The organism is Paraburkholderia sp. IMGN_8, from assembly GCF_038050405.1.
Taxonomy (GTDB): Bacteria; Pseudomonadota; Gammaproteobacteria; order Burkholderiales; family Burkholderiaceae; genus Paraburkholderia.
Genome location: NZ_CP150901.1, coordinates 156,620 through 173,620, shown reverse-complemented (window position 1 = coordinate 173,620; position 17,001 = coordinate 156,620). Strand labels below are relative to the sequence as shown.

Sequence of the window (17,001 nt, the reverse complement as noted above, 5' to 3'; positions counted from 1 at the left end):
TAAAAGTGCGTTCGTGGTGTGCCGCAACAACGCGGCCAGCAACGGCTTTCGCACCGTGTTTGTACACCGTGTAGCGGGGCGTTCGCAACCTGCATTGTGTACTGAATGGTTCATACCGGAATCGTGCCGGAATGATCGTGGCGTATTTCAACGCGCCTTGCGGCTGCGCCTGGGCGCAGGCTTGCCGCCGGCCTTGTCCGCCGCAGCGGCAGCCATGCGCTGGCGCGCAACCTCGCGCACCGCGTCGATCAGCGCCCGGCCCACCGGCGACGGCTGCGTGTCCGAACGCCGGATCAGTCCGACCGGCTCGTCGGTGCCGGCGAACGGCAAGGGCAAACGCACCAGCATGCCGTGCGCCAACTCGTATTCGACCGCGCTTTGCGGCACGAACCACACCGCGTCGTTCTCGAGCGTCAACGCGCGCCCCGTGGACACCGACAGCACTTCCACAAACGCCGACAACGGCGGCACGCCCCACGCGCTCAACAGGCTCTCAGCCGATTGCCGGATCAGCGTGCCGAACGGCGGCAGCACCACCGCAAAATTTTCCAGCGAAGTGGCCGGCAAGCCGGCCCCCGCCGCCAGCGGATGCCCGGCGCGCACCACCGCGACCAACGGCTCGCTGAAAAGCTGTTCGAAACTGAGCCCGACCATCCGTTCCGGATCCGCCAGACGTCCAATCGCAAATTCGATCGCGCCGGCTTTGAGACGCTCGAGCAGCTCGGGGTTGGCGCCGGTCGCGAGGCGCACGATCACGCGCGGCCACTGCACGGCGAAAAGCTTGAGCACCGGCGGCATCAGCGCAACCGCGACGGTCGGCAGAATGCCGATTTCCAGCGTGGCTGCGGTGGCGCCTTCCGCGCGCGCCAGCAAGTCGACGCCCTGCCGCAACGCGCTGACGCAAGCGCTCGCATGCGGCATGAAGAGCTGTCCCTCGCGGGTCGTCACGGCGCCGTGGCGGCCGCGCTCGAACAGCTTCACGCCGAGTATCGCTTCCAGTTCGGCGACCGTCTTGGAGACAGCAGGCTGCGTGATCGACAAGCTTTCGGCGGCCCGCTTCACGCCGCCGAACTGCGCGACGGCCAGAAAGCACTGGAGATGACGGAATTTGACGCGGCTGTCCGCGAGGCTGCGTTGCATAACGAAAGGTTATACGAAATGGGCGAAAACGTCATTTTGCATAACCTCTCAGGTTAGATAAAGTCGCTTCATACGCTGTATCCCACAATTCCCCGAAGGAGACACTGATGGACGAGTCCTTTCTCACCGCGCGCGACTTCGCGTCCCACCCCGCGTACATCTATCCCGGCTACGGTTCATCGGTAAAACGCGGCCCGACGCGCCCGCTGATTCCGCTGAAGGAAAAGCTGCGCGACCAACACGTGCCCGTCTACGGTACTGAAGACCTCGGCGCGCTCGATCACGATCTGACGCGCAATGCCGTGCGCAACGGCGAACCGCTCGGCGAGCGCATCATCGTGACGGGGCGTGTGCTCGATGAAGGCGGCCGTCCGGTGCGCAATACGCTGGTCGAAATCTGGCAAGCCAATGCCGCCGGCCGTTACGTACACAAGAACGATCAGCACGATGCGCCGCTCGATCCCAACTTTCTCGGCGCAGGCCGCTGCCTGACCGACAACGACGGCCGCTATCGCTTTCTGACGATCAAGCCGGGCGCCTATCCGTGGGGCAATCACCCGAACGCGTGGCGTCCGAATCATATTCACTTCTCGCTGTTCGGCGATCATTTCGGCTCGCGCCTCGTCACGCAGATGTACTTTCCCGGCGACCCGCTGCTGGCCTTCGACCCGATCTTCCAGGGCACGCCCGAGCACGCACGCGACCGCCTGATCGCGAACTTCTCGCTCGATACGACGCAAGAGGCCTACGCGCTCGGCTACGATTTCGACATCGTGCTGCGCGGCCGCAATGAAACTCCGATGGAGCGCTGAGCCATGACCACTCTCAAGCAAACGCCTTCGCAAACGGTTGGACCTTACTTCGCCTACGGTCTGTGCCCGCAGCAATACGACTTCAGCTTCAAGAGCCTGTTTACGCCTGTTCTGGCCGACCGCGAAGCGGCCGGCGAGCACATCACGATCGTCGGCCAGGTGTTCGACGGCGACGGCAAGGTGGTCGGCGATGCCATGCTGGAAGTGTCGCAAGTGGACGCGCAAGGCCGCTATCCGGAATCGCGCGCGGAAGTCGAGGCAAGCGGTTTTCGTGGCTTCGCCCGGGTCGGCACGGGCACCGATCCGCAAATGCGCTTTGTCGTGGAGACGGTGAAGCCCGGCCGCGTGAGTCCGGACGAAGCACCGCATCTGAACGTGATCGTCACGATGCGCGGCATGTTGCTGCACACTTTTACACGAATCTACTTCGAGGACGAAGCCGAAGCCAATACGCGCGACCCAGTGCTGTCCGCCGTGCCGGCGGACCGTCGCGGCACGCTGATCGCCCGCCGCGAGCCGAATATGGCGAACGTGTACCGCTTCGACATCCGTATGCAGGGCGACAAGGAAACCGTCTTCTTCGATCTGTAACGCGGAATTTCTACATCCGTCTGGCGACTGAATCGCGAAACTCAGAGTAAAGCTCAAAGCCCGCTTCGTGCGGGCTTTTTTTTCAAAGCGCTACGCAAGACAAACAGAACAACCAAACCCGCCGGGCAAGCGAAAAGCCCAACCCCTTCTCGATCATGCTATTTTCCAGTGACTCACTGCCTCTAACCGTCAGGAGAAACGCAAAATGTCCGCATCAACTGCCATCGCTACAATTCTGGCCGCACTGCTATTGGGCGCCATGAGCCCCGGACCAAGCTTCGTGATCGTCGCCCGCAATGCGATCGGCCTATCCCGCGGCGACGGCCTCGCAACGGCCGCGGGCATGGGTATCGGCGGCGTGTTTTTTAGCGGCATCGCGTTGCTGGGGCTGTATACGTTGCTAGCCACAGTCGAGTGGCTATACGTCGGCCTGAAAGTGGCAGGCGGCCTCTATCTGATCTACCTTGCATCGAAAATCTGGCGCGGCGCCGCCAAACCGCTCGCCTTCGATGCCGCACAAGCCGCCGCCACCAATGTGCGCAAATCCTTCTGGATCGGATTGAGCACACAACTCAGCAATCCGAAGACAGCCGTCTACTACGGCAGTATTTTCGCGGCCCTGCTTCCGCAACATCCGCCGCTGTGGTGCTACTTCGCACTGCCGCCCGCGATATTCGCCGTCGAAGCCGGCTGGTACACGGTGGTCGCGTTGTGCTTTTCGAGCAAACGGCCGCGTGAAATCTACCTGACGTGGAAAGCCTGGATCGATCGCGTCGCCGCGGGTGCGGTTACCGCGCTCGGATTGCGCCTGATCCTGACGGCACACAAAGTGGGCATCTAAAATGTCGCCGCGATTCGACCGGCTTGTCACGCCAGGCATGACAAGCCGGCAATCAGGGCTCCATCGCCGGGTGAGTCCGCGCACACAATATGGGCGTACCCGGTGAAACAGTTACAAGATAAGTGTTGACGCTGACACGGCCCGGCGGTTACTGTGGCGTCCGAAGTTCAAGAAGTTCGATTGCTGTTCATCAATTGCTCGCTCCCTCAGCGGTATTCGTTGTCCTCTCCCTCCTTGATGCTTCTCGCGCTCTCATCAACAGAGCAAATCTTTCTATTTTTTCCTCAAGGATTCTTCATGGATACCGGTACCGTTAAGTGGTTCAACGACAGCAAAGGCTTTGGCTTCATCACCCCGGACAAGGGCGGCGACGACCTGTTCGCGCACTTCTCCGAAATCAGCGGCGACGGCTTCAAGACGCTGGCTGAAAATCAGAAGGTGAGCTTCGAAACGAAGCAAGGCCCGAAGGGTCTGCAAGCGGCTAACATCAAGCCGCTGTAAAGTTTGAAGGGCTCGGTGTCCGGCAACGGACACCGGGTTGCAGCGACATCCTCGCGGAGCTTTTGTCTCCCACAGTTGGCGCGATCGCTTTTAGCTGCTTCTGTTTTCAGCAGCAAACCCCAAGCGCCAAACGCCTCGTTGCACCTCATTCTCCCCTCTGGCTTTAACGCCCTTTTTCCGCTTTCCGACTGCGTTGAGATTCGGCTCGCAATGGCTTGAATCAGCTCGTCCGTGCAACATTCGCACGGCCTGCGCGCACTCGAACTTCATTAAAATTAAAATGCAAAACACACATATTCATCACTACAACGGCTATGCCGTCCAACCCTCGGCGCATCGATTGCCCGACGGTAGCTTTTCGTCCAACCTGCTGCTCGAACGCGCCGACAGCGCGCACGCCGAAGGGCGCTACCAGTTCTATTCGCTCGATTACTTCGCGAACGAAGAACAGGCATTGCAGCACTCGGCACGTTGGGCACGCCACTGGGTCGATACGCGCGGTTAAACGCGAGTCCCCCTTTAAGCACCACATAGCGCGTCATCGGGCGCGCTAGAAAACCACGCGCGGTCTATTCGGTTCCTTCCGACTTGATCCGCGCGCGCAACTCGAACTTCTGGATTTTTCCCGTCGATGTCTTCGGCAACTCGCCGAAGCGCACTGCTTTGGGCAGCTTGTATCCCGCAAGAAACAGCCGGCAGTGCGCGATGATTTCCTCCGCAGTCACCTGAGCGCCTTCCTTGAGTTCGATGAAGGCGCACGGCACCTCACCCCACTTCGGATCGGCCATCGCCACCACGGCGGCAACCGAGACCGCGGGGTGCCGGTACAGCGTGTCTTCGATCTCGATGCTCGAGATATTCTCGCCACCCGAAATGATGATGTCCTTGCTGCGATCGCGGATACGGATATAGCCGTCAGACATCCGCACGCCCAGGTCGCCGGTATGAAACCAGCCGCCGCGGAAGGTCGCTTCCGTGGCGCGCTCGTTCTTCAGGTAACCCTTCATGCAGATGTTGCCGCGGAACATGATTTCGCCGAGCGTTTCGCCGTCGTTCGGCACCGGCTCGAGCGTATCCGGGTCGAGTACCGTCACCGCTGCTTGCAGGTGATAGCGCACGCCTTGCCGCGCGTTCAGTTCGGCGCGCGCGTCGTCGTCGAGCGTTTCCCATTGAGTCTGTTTCGCACAGACCGCGGCCGGGCCGTAGGTTTCCGTAAGCCCGTATACGTGCGTCAGGTCGAAACCGATCTCTTTCATCTTCGCGATCACAGCCGGCGGCGGCGCCGCGCCCGCCACCATCGTCGACACGCGATGCGCGATGCCCTCGCGCCACTCGGCCGGCGCATTGGCCAGCGCGCTCTGCACGATCGGCGCGCCACAATAGTGCGTAATACCTTCGCGGCGGATCAGCTCGAACACCGTCTTCGCGTCGAATTTGCGCAGACAGACGTTGACGCCCGCACGCGCGGCGACGGTCCATGCGAAACACCAGCCGTTGCAATGAAAGAGCGGCAACGTCCACAGATAGACAGCATGCCTGGGCATGTCCCATTCGAGGATATTGCTGAGCGCATTCAGATAGGCGCCGCGATGATGGTAGACCACGCCCTTCGGATCGCCGGTCGTACCCGAGGTGTAGTTCAGCGCAATGGCGTCCCATTCGTCGGCAGGCGGCGTCCATGCGAACTCCGGGTCGCCGGATTGCAGGAACGCTTCGTAATCGATCGCGCGGACGAATTTGTCCGCGTCGGCGGGCATTGCATCGGCCACGCTGATCACCCGCAACGCAGGGAATTCCAGCGCCGCGCGATGTGCAAATTCGCTGTACTCCGTATCGACGATCAACGCCTTCGCCTCGCCATGCCGCAGCATGAACAGCAAAGACGACACGTCGAGCCGCGTATTCAGCGTATTGAGCACGGCCCCGGCCATCGGCACGCCGAAGTGCGCTTCGATCATCTGAGGAATGTTAGGAAGTAAAGCCGCGACCGTATCGCCGCGTTCGATACCGGCCCGCTGTAATGCGCTGGCCAGCCGCCGCGTACGCTCATAGGTTTCGCGCCAGTTGCGGCGAATCTCCCCATGGACGACCGCGGGCCGCTCACCGTAGACTTCCGCTGCGCGTACGATGAAATCGAGTGGTGTCAGCGGGACATAATTGGCCTCGCGGCGCTCGAGTCCTTCTTCGAACATGTGCTTCATTGCATCGTCTCCTGTGTCGACCCGAGTTGGCGCTTTAGCGCTTACTCGGGTCCCATGCAACCCGTTGCGGTCGACCCGAGTTGGCGCTTTAGCGCTTACTCGGGTCCCATGCAACCCGTTGCGGTCGACCCGAGTTGGCGCTTTAGCGCTTACTCGGGTCCCATGCAACATGGTTGCTGAAGCGCCGGTTGCGCCGTCGATTATTCTGTTTGATGAACTAGCCTAGCAATTGTCATGCTGAACTGTCTGTCATTCAAATGACAGAGTGGCGCGCCTAAACGCCCCCCAAGTCTCACATTAACTCGCCTGAAACCGGGCACGCCCTCGAGCCGCTTATGGATGATGCTCCGCTCACCGCCCTCGCAGGCGCCCGTTCGCACCGGCCGGAGCGGGTCGCGCGCGCCGGTCTGCCACAACTGTTCGCCACCTGCGCGTGGTTTCGCGCGCTGGCCGACGAACATCAGGCGATGGTCCTCGCCAGCTCGTACGCGGAGCACCTGCAAGGCGGAGCGTGGATCGCGCGCCGCCAGGAACCGTCGGATTACTGGATCGGCGTGCATTCCGGACTCATCAAACTCGCTATTTACAACGCTTCAGGACGCAGTTGCACGCTGTCCGGCGTGCCGCCCGGCGGCTGGTTCGGCGAAGGCAGCGTCATCAAACGTGAATTGCGCAAATATGACGTGGCCGCGATTCAGCCTTCGCTCGTGATGTTCGTGCCGTCGGAAACGTTTCATGCGCTGCTCGGCTCGAGCCTGCCGTTCACCGGCTTCGTGATCCGGCAGTTGAACAACCGGATGGGCGAATTCATCGCGTCGATCCAGAATAGCCGGCTGCTCGATGTGGACGCTCGCGTCGCCCAATCGCTTGCGCAACTGTTCAATCCCGAGCTGTACCCCGATACCGGCCGCACGTTAGCCATTTCGCAGGAAGAAGTCGGTCTGCTGGCCGGCGTGTCGCGGCAACGGATCAACCAGGCGCTGCAAAACCTCGAGAAACTGGAGATTTTGCGCCTCTCGTACAATCAGATCGACGTGCTCGACCTCGAACGCCTGTGCGCGTTCGGCCGGGAGCAGATCTAGAGCAAGCGCCACTTGCGCCTTCACCCCCTCTTTCAGCGACCGCCTAAGGGCGGCCGGTTCGCATGTTGCCTGAATTTCAGGCGACGGAATAAAGAATCTGCCGCCACAGCCGTTAAGCGAACTATGCAGCGCAGATTGCAGCCCTCCCCCATTCCGAGCTCAACGTATTGTCGAAACCGATAATGAACCGTCTGACACTGAAACAGAAATTGTGGGTGCCGCTGCTGCTGTGCTGGGCGGCGCTCCTGATTGTCACTGTTGTGAACGCGTTAGATGCACGTAACGGTCAAATGGCCGCTCGGCGTGCGGATCTGGCCGACGTCACCGACATGGCGGTATCGATCGTTGCGGACTACGCGAAGCAGGCCGACGCCGGCAAGCTCTCCGTCGACGACGCGAAACAGCAGGCCATTGCCCGCGTCAATGCACAGCGCTACGGCAAGTCCGGCTACGTCACGATCGTCCGCAGCGATTCGGTGATGGTCGACCATCCGATGAGCCCGAAGCTGAACGGCAAGGACATGAGCGGCTTTCGCGACGCCAAAGGCAACGCGCTGTATCACGACATCGCTCAGGCGGGCGGCTCGGCGGCCGGCGCCGGCTATCTACGCTACTGGTGGCCGAAACCCGGCGAGACGACGCCGAGCGAAAAAATTGGCTACGTGAAACGCTTCGGTCCGTGGAACTGGGACTTTATCGCGGGCGCCTATATGGACGACATCCAGGCGCAGTTCTACACCACGCTTGAACGCTCGGCCGCCATGCTGGTGCTGCTCGGGGTACTGGTGTCGTTCGTTGCCTCGCGGGTGGTGCGCAACGTATCGCGTTCGATCGGCGGAGAGCCGTCAACGGCCGCGGCGATCGCGATGCAGATCGCGCGCGGCGACCTCGCCACCATGATTGAACTGCGGCGCGACGACAACTCGAGCCTACTGTTCTCGTTGCGCGAGATGCGCAATCAACTCGCCGCTACCGTCGCGCGGATCAAGACGTCCGCCGAGACGATCACGGTCGCCTCGAAAGAGATCGCCGCGGGCAACCTGGATCTGTCGAGCCGCACCGAAGAGCAGGCTGCCTCGCTGCAGGAAACCGCCGCCAGCATGGACGAACTCACCAAGACCGTCACGCAGAATGCCGACAATGCGGCAACCGCGTCGGAACTGGCGACAGACGCATCGAATATCGCCGCGCGCGGTGGTCAGGTCGTCAACGACGTGGTCGAGAAAATGGCCGGCATCACCGATAGCTCGCGCAAGATCGGCGAGATCATCAGCGTGATCGAAGGCATCGCGTTCCAGACCAATATCCTCGCGCTGAACGCCGCGGTAGAAGCCGCGCGCGCCGGCGAAGAAGGCCGCGGTTTCGCGGTGGTCGCGGGTGAAGTGCGCAACCTCGCGCAGCGCAGCGCGACGGCAGCCAAGGAGATCAAGGTGCTGATCGATCAGTCGGTGGCGCAGGTCGGCGAAGGTTCGACGCTGGCCGGCAAGGCAGGCAGTACGATCGGCGAGGTGGTCGACGCGGTGCGCCGCGTGACGGCGATCATGAACGAGATCTCGGCGGCCTCGAAGGAGCAGAGCTCGGGGATCGGCGAAGTCAATCTCGCGATCCGCCAGATGGACGACGTGACGCAACGCAATGCGGCGCTCGTCGAGCAGGCGGCGGCCGCAGCCGGCTCACTCGATGAGCAGACCGAACGGCTGCGGCATGCAGTTTCGGTGTTCAAGGTCGAACAGCATGCCTGATTGACCCATACGCTTACGGAGTCGATCGCCGACGGCCGTCACCCGGTGACGGCCTTTTTCATTTGCGATGCAGATATGGATTTAGACGGCGCTCGCGTCGCCTTTACGCGCCACGGGTCGGATCAGCATTACATCGGTGTCGAATAGCGCGAAGGCGATGTTAGCCAGCACACCTGATCTTTTCCAGCGCAAATAGTAGCGATGCGCAGTCTGATAAGGCGGATAGCGGTCGGGCATCGCGCTCCACGCCTTGCCCGTATGCAGCACCCACAGCACGCTGTTCACCACGCAACGGATATCGATGCAGGGACGGCCGCGCCGTGGTCCGAGGTCTTTCATTTCAGGCAGTAGCGGTACGATGCGGTGCCATTGCTCGTCGGTCAGATCATGAATAGCCGGCGAGCCAGCGAGGTGATTTGAAGCGGGAGTATTCATGCAATAAGAACGCGCATTTGCAGCACACGTGCTAGCGTTGCGGCGAGAAAATAGCCTAAAAATCAATTTATTGAGACTACTCCAAGCGCGCTTTCGCGAAAGTTAAATCTTGTCAGATGTGCGAGTGCAATCGATCAGAAATCGCAATAATTTACTGCGCCAAAGGATTTTTGGTGCCGTGAAGGTCGTGGTCTGTCATCGGCGCGCTCGGCGCACGGCATCCGGCATGCGTGGCGGATGCTCTAAATGCCGCGCCCATAAAAAAAGGTGCCGCGAACGGCACCTTCTTTACTACGACCAGCTTCTGTTGATGCTTAGAAGCGGTGACGCAGACCGACCGTAGCAGCCGTCTGGTTCTTCGACGACGACGGCAGTTGCGTCACGTCGCCGCTGTAGATCGAAGCGACACCGCCGTCGCCCATTGCGTGCTGGTACACGGCTTGAGCGTAGACGTCCGTACGACGCGACAGCGAGTAGTCAGCTTGCAGGCCGATCTGGTGGTAGCGCACCGACTCCGAACCACCGTTCGCGCCGACGCCATAACCCTTGCCGTCGGTGAACGTGTAAGCAACGCCCAAGCCCAGAGCCGGGGTCACGTTGTACTTACCGTTGACTTCGTAGTTGTTAGCGCGCAGCGATCGTTGTGCGCCAGCGACGTTGTCGATACGCGATTGCGTCCATGCCAGACCGACGGTAGCCGGGCCGAACGAGTACGAACCTGCTGCGCCGAATTCACGCTGACGGAAGTTGCCGGTCAAGCCCATGATCGCGCCGTCCGAAGCACCGCCGTTGCTTGCCGTGCCTGCTGCGTTCGTTGCACCCGGGTTGTTCTGCTGTGCGTAAGCCGCGCCCAAACGCAGACCTTGCCACTGGTATGCAGCACCAACGCTGTATTCGCGGTTGTTTGCGAATGCGCCAGCCTGGTTCGAGAAGCCGTACGTGCCGCCGAACGTGAAGCCAGCGTAGTTAGCGCTCGAGTACTTGATCGAGTTGTTGACTGCGAAGCCGCCGTTCGTGTTCAGGTTGTCGTTGTTGAACGGGTGAGCGAAGTACGTACCGCCCCAGCTGCCCGTTGCGGTCAGCGGTGCCAGGTAGTCTTGTGCCGCGTCGTATTGACGACCCAGCGTGACCGTACCGAATTGCGCGCTCGACAGACCGACAAACGCTTGGCGGTTGAACATGCCGTTGTTGTTAGCGAACTTGCCGTTGTTGATATTGAAGCCGCTTTCCAACGTGAAGATTGCCTTCAGACCGCCGCCCAGATCTTCCGAACCGCGCAGACCGAACATGCTTTGGTTGATGCCGCCGCTACCTGCTGCCCACTTTGCGTTGTGGTTGACATTGCTGGTGTACGTCAGACCGGCATCCAACAGACCATACAGCGTCACGCTGCTTTGTGCGTGAGCGACGGAAGCGAACGATGCGGCAACCGCAACGACGATGAGACTCTTTTTCATGCGTGGGACTCCAGTTCGATAAATTTACGCGGGGAGCGGGACCTGCCTCGGCAGCGCATGCATCGCGCTACCGCCCTGTTCGCTGAACCGCTTCGGATCAGCTGGGCACCCTTGAAACGAAGCGTGAGTGTAGGGGGACCCCCTAATAGCGCCATGCGCAATTTACGCAACAGGATCTTTCAGAATTCGCAACAATCCAGCTGGCGCAGGCTGTAAGTCTTTGTTTTTCCGAGATTTATCGCAACATCAGACGTACTGCGCGCCAGCGCTGAACTGACAATATTTGCAACTTCTCAATAATGAAAGTTGTGTGTATGCAACAGCGTTTTAATATGCCTGACGTAATCGGGGCTGAACGATCAAAAAATGAGCGACATCTGATTGCCTGAAAATCAGGCAAATGCACAAGAGGAATGCGGCGCGGAGTAAATTTATTTAAGAAAACCTGGAACTTAATTCGACTAATCAGGTCGCTGATTTTGCGCGGATTATTCAGCATAACGCGGCATAACGGTAATCCGCTGTTCGATCGATTAACAGGCGGCGATTAACAAACCGGATTGAATTCCGGCCCGCCCTCCATGTAGCCGCCACAGCATGGCCTTGTGCAGACACGCGCCAATGAAAAGACCGCCGTGTGGCGGTCGTATGTATTCATAGCTGTCGGCTATGCACTCAAAGCGCTAGCGCTTCAAAACGGACATCGCCGAAGAAATGAAGCCTTCAGCACGGGCATTGCCCGGGGGTAAATTGCGGCGCCGGCCGCCGCGTGACAAGAAACCCGTGCTGAAAGCGGATGGCATACATCGAACAGCCTTCCGTATTTGATTAACGGTGCAGCCGTCAGCCTTTTTACACGGAGTTTCCCTACTTTCCAGCGGGCCGCCCTTGTGGCTGCCTCGCGACGGGCCGCGTTCGCCTTCATCCTCGGAGCCGAACAGCAATGCGAACGGACATCGACACCGATAAACGCCGTCGCGAAAGCCGTTCCCACGAGCAGTCGAGAATCCGTTCGTGAGCGACTTCGACGCGCGACAGAGCCCTTCGGGGCGACCGATCTCCACGCGGCGACAATAGGCCTAATATAGCGACACCTGTTCAGGCTGAATTGACAAACACCCCATGGATTTAAATCTGATCGGCCTGTTCGTCGAGATTGTGGAATCGCGCAGCCTTAGCGCCGCGGCGCGCAAACTCGGCATGACGCGCTCCAACATCAGCCAGCGGTTGAAGCTGTTGGAACGCGAAACCGGCGCGCAACTGTTGCGTCGCTCGACGCGAAGTCTCGAACTGACGCAAGCCGGACACACACTGTACGACTGCGGTCAGCGGATGCTCGAGGATCTGGGGACGGCGCGCGCATCGATCGACAGCCTCGGGCAAACGCTGCGCGGCCGGGTGCGGATCAGCGTACCGACCGGCTTCGGCCGGATGTTCATCGGTTCGAAGCTGCTTGAATTCGCGCGTACGCATCCCGGCATTGCGCTGAATGTCACGTTCAACAACCGGATCGAGGACCTGATCGCCGCGGAAGTCGACGTGGCGGTGAGAATCACGTCGACGCCGCCGCTGGACTACGTGGCGCGCAACATATGCTCGATCGACTGGAACCTGTATGCATCGGCCGCATATGTGGAGAAGCACGGTCCGATCGATTGCCCCGCCGACCTCGAACGGCAGACGCTGGTCGCATCGCCCTACCCGGGCCGGCGCGTGACGATGACGCTCACGCACCGGGAGAACGAAGCCGACGTCCACACGATCACGATGCAGCCCGCGTTGCAGTCGTCGGACTACCCGTTCCTGGCTGAGGCCGTGTGTCAGGGCATGGGTATCGGGCTGTTGCCGGTCTACGTGCCGCATGCGCCGATGAGCCGCGGACTGCTGCCGATCCTGCCGCAATACCGTGTCGCCGGTCAGCAGAACACCCTGTATATCGTCACCCTGCCCAATCGCTATCCATCGCCATCGACGCAAGCCCTGATCGACTACCTGCGCGACGAAATCCTTTCGCTCGCGCAGACCTGGGTCTGAGGTAGCGCGTGCGGGCGGTCGGCCACCGCGCCCGACGTCAAGCTGTAGTTAACAGTCCGTCAACCTCCAGTGGAATTGTCAATACGATCGACCCATCCCACAATGGGCCCATACGAAAAGCCAATACACGGAGACTGGGACAATGAACCCCCAATTGTCTGACGACATCGCCACGCCGGAACTGCGCGGCCAGATTCTCATCGTGACCCTCAACAACCCGGCCGCACATTCAAATTAGAAGCGGCGTCCTCGTCACGAACTCCTGTCAATCTGGATTTGCCATGTCGAACCTGACTTCCTCGCTGCCGCTAGCCGGCGTTCGCGTCCTCGATCTCTCCCGGATACTTGCCGGACCGTGGTGCGCCATGGTGCTGGGCGATCTCGGCGCCGAAGTCATCAAGGTCGAGCACCCGAAGCGCGGCGACGACACCCGCGATTGGGGCTTGCGAGTCGGCTCGACCGAGACGGCCTATTTCAACAGCGTCAACCGCAACAAGCGCTCGGTGAGTCTCGACCTGCAAACCGCCGAGGGCCAGCAGATCGCGCGGGAACTGGCACAGAAGAGCGACGTCGTGATCCAGAACTTCAAGTTCGGCGGTGCGGAAAAGCTGGGCCTCGGCTACGAGCAACTGAAGCAGGAACATGAGGACCTGATCTACTGCTCGATCTCCGGCTATGACCGCACGGGACCGGAAGCCGCGCGCCCCGGCTACGATCTGGTGGTTCAGGGCGAGGCCGGGCTGATGGCGCTCAACGGCGAAGCCGATCAGCCGCCCCTGAAGTTCGGCGTTGCCGCTGTCGACCTGTTCACCGGGATGTACTCGGCCCAGGCGGTGCTCGCGGCGCTTTTCGAGCGTCAGCAGACCGGCAAGGGACGCCACATCGAAATGGCGCTGTTCGATTGCGGCCTGATGATCACGTCGTATTACGGGCTGGAAGCGCTGATCATGGGCGAGGACCCGCCGCGTTACGGCAACGCGCATCCTTCGATCGTGCCCTACGGCGTATTCGATGCGGCCGATGGACCGCTCGTCATCACGGTCGGCAACAACAGTCAGTTCACGCGCTTCTGTCGCGAAGTGATTGAACGCCCGGATCTTGCCGAAGACGAGCGCTTCCGGACGAACATCGGCCGTGCGGCGAACCGCGAGGCTCTCGTGCCCGAACTCAAGCGCGAGATCGGCCGGCGAGAGCGCCGGGTGTTGCTGGAGCGCCTGGCTCAGGCCGGCATTCCATGTGGCGAAGTGCTCGGTCTTCACGAGGCGCTCACCTCGAAGCGCGCGACGGACGCCGGGCTCGTGACGACGCAGTCGCATCCGGAAGCCGGCAGCACACATGTCCTCGCTCCGCCCTATCGCTTCGACGGTGCCCGCTTGCCGGTACGAAGCGCGCCGCCGCAACTCGGGGAAGGTACGAAGGATGTTCTGCAATCGCTGCTCGGCCTGTCGGACGAACGACTGTCACGGTTGAAGGCAGAAGGCGTCGTTTAGCGCCGCATTGCGCCTCATTGCTACGGCACTGTTCCATGGCGCCGATTTTCGGCGTCGCCAATGACGGCCTCCTCGGTGATCTGTTCACGCGCGTGCCGGAACGGGTGAGCGAACTGGGCCAGGCATCATAAAACGCGGCAAATCAGGTGCGTAACGGCTGCATCGAAACAGCCATCCCGCCGCGCCTGGCACCCGACCACAACAACAAGCGCTGCCCGAAGGCAGCCGGCAAAGCAGTCGCATCGAGCCAGCGGGGCTCATTCGATTCACCACCATAACGAAATCAGCAAGTCACAGGTTGGAGACATCCATGCAGCAGGCCCTCATCGATTCAATCAAAGCGAGTCCCGCCTACCGGCAGCTCGTCACCTCACGCCGTCGCTTCAGCTTCACGCTGACGGCGTTGATGATCTTCACTTACTACGGCTTCATCCTGTTCGTCGCCCTCGCCCCGAAAGTGCTCGCACATCCGCTGTATGCCGGCGCCACGACGAGCGTGGGTATCGTCGTGGGCGTCGGCATCATCCTGATCGCGGTCGGCCTGACAGGCGGATATGTGCTGCGTGCGAACCGCACGTTCGATCCTTCGATGAGCGCGCTTCTCGCCAAAGCCCGGCAAGGAGACTGAACGATGAAACTCATTCGCGCCTTCTTCTGCGCGGGCCTCGCATCGATCGCCGCGCTCGCTCATGCCACCTCCGTCATCGGCCCGGTGCCGGAGCATGTTGAACTGAATCCCGTCGCGATCGGGATGTTTCTGCTCTTCGTGCTCGTCACGCTCGGCATCACGCGCTGGGCGTCGCGCAAGACCCGCACGACAAAGGACTTCTACAGCGCGGGCGGCGGCATCACCGGTTTCCAGAACGGGCTCGCCATCGCGGGGGACTATATGTCCGCCGCTTCGTTTCTCGGCCTTTCCGGCATGGTTTTCGTTTTCGGCTTCGATGGCCTGATCTATTCGATCGGCTTTCTCGTCGGCTGGCCGTTCGTGATGTTTCTGCTCGCCGAACCGTTGCGCAATCTCGGCAAGTTCACGTTCGTCGATGTCGTCGCCTACCGTTTCGAGCAGGCGCCCATTCGTCTTCTGACAGCGAGCACGTCGCTCGTCGTCGTGATCTTCTATCTGGTCGTGCAGATGGTCGGCGCGGGCAAGCTGATCCAGTTGCTGTTCGGATTGCAGTACTGGATGGCCGAGGTCGTCGTCGGCGCGCTGATGGTGATCTACGTGTTCTTCGGCGGCATGACGGCGACCACCTGGGTGCAGATCATCAAGGCCGTGCTGCTGCTCTGCGGCGCGACGTTCATGGCCGTCACCGCGCTCGCGCAATTCGGCTTCAGCCCCGAGGAGATGTTTCGACGCGCCGTCGACGTCCATCCCGGCGCGCTGAGCATCATGGGCCCCGGCAAGCTGCTGAAGGACCCGTTGAACGCGCTCTCGCTCGGCGTCGCGCTAATGTTCGGCACGGCGGGGTTCCCGCACATCCTGATGCGCTTCTTCACGGTGCCCAACGCGAAGGAGGCACGCAAGTCCGTGTTCGTCGCCACGGGCTTCATCGGGTATTTCTATCTGCTGACCTTCATCATCGGCTTCTCCGCGATCGCGCTGCTCGCCCAGCATGCCGAGTTCTTCAAGGCCGCCGCCGACGGGCATTTCAACCTCACGCGCGACCTGCTCGGCGGATCGAACATGGTCGCCGTCAAGCTGGCGCAAGCGGTGGGCGGCAACCTGTTCTACGGTTTCATCGCCGCCGTGACATTCGCGACAATCCTGGCGGTCGTGGCGGGCCTCACGCTCTCCGGGGCGACCACCGTGTCGCACGACCTGTACGCCTGCTGGCTCGCGCGCGGCAAAACCGACGAAGTCCGGGAAATGCGCATCTCCCGCGTCTCGACGTTGGTGCTGAGCGTGGTCGCGATCGGGCTCGGCATTCTCTTCGAGCACATCAACGTGGCCTTTCTGGTCGGTCTCGTAGCGGCGGTCGCGGCTAGTGCGAACTTCCCGGTGCTGGTGTCGTCGATTTTCTGGCGCGGCATGACAACTCGCGGCGCAGTGGTCGGCGGAAGCCTCGGGTTGATTTCCGCAGTGCTGCTGACGCTGTTCTCAAAGTCGGTATGGGTCGACGTCCTGCATCACGCGCAAGCGCCGGTGTTCCTCGATAACCCAGCGCTGGTTTCCGTGCCGCTTGCGTTCGCCGGCATTTGGGTATTCTCGATGATGGATCGGAGTGCGCGTGCGGAACAAGAGCGGGAAGCTTTTGCGCTGCAGGAGTTCTATGGACAAACGGGCATCCTGTCGATCAGGGCCGTTGATCATTGAGTTGCTCACTGAATGCCATATTCGGTGATATCGACTGATGACAGCGCGGACCGCTTGCTTCTCCAGTGGATTTCACGACATACCCGTCAGTGCATGACGCGCTGTTGTCTACGCGCGTTCACGGGATTCGCGACTTCGCCTGTCGGGACTGAATGCGTTGCAGCTGGTCAACAGCCGATACGCGGCGTCATAAAAAGTTCTTGTCTCCCACGGCACACCGTCGTGCCGGCCAGGCGGTAAAAGCCTTCGGCGGAAGTCCGGTGCTGCAGGCGATCGCACAATTCAGTGTTGCTCGGAATTTGCGCGGACTGCAAAGATAGACTCGCTCGATCCCTTACCGGGTATTGCGGCGAGGCAC

Annotated in this window: 15 protein-coding genes; 11 read left to right on the top strand and 4 right to left on the bottom strand. The window is 60.9% G+C overall.

What is annotated here, in order from left to right:
* Window positions 1-147 precede the first annotated feature (147 nt).
* Window positions 148-1,140: a pca operon transcription factor PcaQ gene (gene pcaQ, locus WN982_RS21975; protein WP_341317803.1), complete on the bottom strand. Its 993-nt coding sequence runs from the start codon at window positions 1,138-1,140 to the stop codon at window positions 148-150.
* Between the two features lie 107 nt (window positions 1,141-1,247).
* Between pcaQ and pcaH the strand changes: the two genes are divergently transcribed.
* The 5 genes from pcaH (at window position 1,248) to WN982_RS21950 (ending at window position 4,390) form a co-directional block, all read left to right on the top strand.
* On the top strand, window positions 1,248-1,952 hold the full coding sequence (gene pcaH, locus WN982_RS21970; protein WP_341317802.1) for a protocatechuate 3,4-dioxygenase subunit beta: 705 nt from the start codon (window positions 1,248-1,250) through the stop codon (window positions 1,950-1,952).
* 3 nt (window positions 1,953-1,955) lie between these two features.
* A complete protein-coding gene (pcaG, locus tag WN982_RS21965) occupies window positions 1,956-2,543 on the top strand; it encodes a protocatechuate 3,4-dioxygenase subunit alpha (RefSeq protein ID WP_341317801.1) in 588 nt (195 codons plus the stop codon).
* Between the two features lie 205 nt (window positions 2,544-2,748).
* Window positions 2,749-3,384, top strand: a complete 636-nt coding sequence (locus WN982_RS21960; RefSeq protein ID WP_341317800.1) for a LysE family transporter — start codon at window positions 2,749-2,751, stop codon at window positions 3,382-3,384.
* 297 nt (window positions 3,385-3,681) lie between these two features.
* Complete coding sequence (locus tag WN982_RS21955; RefSeq protein WP_012428559.1) at window positions 3,682-3,885, top strand: cold-shock protein; 204 nt, start codon at window positions 3,682-3,684, stop codon at window positions 3,883-3,885.
* A 280-nt stretch (window positions 3,886-4,165) separates the two neighbouring features.
* Window positions 4,166-4,390 (top strand): hypothetical protein, encoded by a 225-nt coding sequence (locus tag WN982_RS21950; protein ID WP_341317799.1) that lies wholly within the window; start codon window positions 4,166-4,168, stop codon window positions 4,388-4,390.
* A 64-nt stretch (window positions 4,391-4,454) separates the two neighbouring features.
* Here WN982_RS21950 and WN982_RS21945 read toward each other — a convergent pair whose 3' ends face one another.
* Window positions 4,455-6,086: an acyl-CoA synthetase gene (locus tag WN982_RS21945; protein WP_341317798.1), complete on the bottom strand. Its 1,632-nt coding sequence runs from the start codon at window positions 6,084-6,086 to the stop codon at window positions 4,455-4,457.
* A gap of 335 nt (window positions 6,087-6,421) precedes the next feature.
* Between WN982_RS21945 and WN982_RS21940 the strand changes: the two genes are divergently transcribed.
* A complete protein-coding gene (locus tag WN982_RS21940; protein ID WP_341317797.1) occupies window positions 6,422-7,168 on the top strand; it encodes a Crp/Fnr family transcriptional regulator in 747 nt (248 codons plus the stop codon).
* Window positions 7,169-7,350: 182 nt separating this feature from the next.
* Entirely contained in the window at window positions 7,351-8,910 is a 1,560-nt protein-coding gene (locus tag WN982_RS21935; RefSeq protein WP_341317796.1) for a methyl-accepting chemotaxis protein, read from the top strand.
* Between the two features lie 81 nt (window positions 8,911-8,991).
* Here the strand turns inward: WN982_RS21935 and WN982_RS21930 are convergent, their stop codons facing one another.
* Both WN982_RS21930 and WN982_RS21925 read right to left on the bottom strand, forming a co-directional pair.
* The gene (locus WN982_RS21930) at window positions 8,992-9,345 is read right to left on the bottom strand and encodes a transposase (RefSeq protein WP_341317795.1); all 354 of its coding nucleotides are present in this window, start codon (window positions 9,343-9,345) and stop codon (window positions 8,992-8,994) included.
* A 314-nt stretch (window positions 9,346-9,659) separates the two neighbouring features.
* Complete coding sequence (locus WN982_RS21925) at window positions 9,660-10,802, bottom strand: porin (protein ID WP_341317794.1); 1,143 nt, start codon at window positions 10,800-10,802, stop codon at window positions 9,660-9,662.
* A 1,122-nt stretch (window positions 10,803-11,924) separates the two neighbouring features.
* Between WN982_RS21925 and WN982_RS21920 the strand changes: the two genes are divergently transcribed.
* The 4 genes from WN982_RS21920 to WN982_RS21905 all read left to right on the top strand — a co-directional run bounded on the left by WN982_RS21920 (window position 11,925) and on the right by WN982_RS21905 (window position 16,643).
* The gene (locus tag WN982_RS21920; protein WP_341317793.1) at window positions 11,925-12,836 is read left to right on the top strand and encodes a LysR family transcriptional regulator; all 912 of its coding nucleotides are present in this window, start codon (window positions 11,925-11,927) and stop codon (window positions 12,834-12,836) included.
* Window positions 12,837-13,117: 281 nt separating this feature from the next.
* Window positions 13,118-14,326 carry a CaiB/BaiF CoA-transferase family protein gene (locus WN982_RS21915; RefSeq protein WP_341317792.1) on the top strand — a complete coding sequence of 403 codons (1,209 nt, stop codon included), beginning with the start codon at window positions 13,118-13,120 and terminating at the stop codon, window positions 14,324-14,326.
* 310 nt (window positions 14,327-14,636) lie between these two features.
* Complete coding sequence (locus WN982_RS21910; RefSeq protein ID WP_341317791.1) at window positions 14,637-14,954, top strand: DUF485 domain-containing protein; 318 nt, start codon at window positions 14,637-14,639, stop codon at window positions 14,952-14,954.
* A 3-nt stretch (window positions 14,955-14,957) separates the two neighbouring features.
* Window positions 14,958-16,643 (top strand): cation acetate symporter, encoded by a 1,686-nt coding sequence (locus tag WN982_RS21905; protein ID WP_341317790.1) that lies wholly within the window; start codon window positions 14,958-14,960, stop codon window positions 16,641-16,643.
* Window positions 16,644-17,001 lie beyond the last annotated feature (358 nt).

Coding starts and splice junctions, on each gene's coding strand:
- pcaQ (WP_341317803.1), bottom strand. CDS start 1,140: ATGCAACGCAGCCTCGCGGACAGCCGCGTCAAATTCCGTCATCTCCAG.
- pcaH (WP_341317802.1), top strand. CDS start 1,248: ATGGACGAGTCCTTTCTCACCGCGCGCGACTTCGCGTCCCACCCCGCG.
- pcaG (WP_341317801.1), top strand. CDS start 1,956: ATGACCACTCTCAAGCAAACGCCTTCGCAAACGGTTGGACCTTACTTC.
- WN982_RS21960 (WP_341317800.1), top strand. CDS start 2,749: ATGTCCGCATCAACTGCCATCGCTACAATTCTGGCCGCACTGCTATTG.
- WN982_RS21955 (WP_012428559.1), top strand. CDS start 3,682: ATGGATACCGGTACCGTTAAGTGGTTCAACGACAGCAAAGGCTTTGGC.
- WN982_RS21950 (WP_341317799.1), top strand. CDS start 4,166: ATGCAAAACACACATATTCATCACTACAACGGCTATGCCGTCCAACCC.
- WN982_RS21945 (WP_341317798.1), bottom strand. CDS start 6,086: ATGAAGCACATGTTCGAAGAAGGACTCGAGCGCCGCGAGGCCAATTAT.
- WN982_RS21940 (WP_341317797.1), top strand. CDS start 6,422: ATGGATGATGCTCCGCTCACCGCCCTCGCAGGCGCCCGTTCGCACCGG.
- WN982_RS21935 (WP_341317796.1), top strand. CDS start 7,351: ATGAACCGTCTGACACTGAAACAGAAATTGTGGGTGCCGCTGCTGCTG.
- WN982_RS21930 (WP_341317795.1), bottom strand. CDS start 9,345: ATGAATACTCCCGCTTCAAATCACCTCGCTGGCTCGCCGGCTATTCAT.
- WN982_RS21925 (WP_341317794.1), bottom strand. CDS start 10,802: ATGAAAAAGAGTCTCATCGTCGTTGCGGTTGCCGCATCGTTCGCTTCC.
- WN982_RS21920 (WP_341317793.1), top strand. CDS start 11,925: ATGGATTTAAATCTGATCGGCCTGTTCGTCGAGATTGTGGAATCGCGC.
- WN982_RS21915 (WP_341317792.1), top strand. CDS start 13,118: ATGTCGAACCTGACTTCCTCGCTGCCGCTAGCCGGCGTTCGCGTCCTC.
- WN982_RS21910 (WP_341317791.1), top strand. CDS start 14,637: ATGCAGCAGGCCCTCATCGATTCAATCAAAGCGAGTCCCGCCTACCGG.
- WN982_RS21905 (WP_341317790.1), top strand. CDS start 14,958: ATGAAACTCATTCGCGCCTTCTTCTGCGCGGGCCTCGCATCGATCGCC.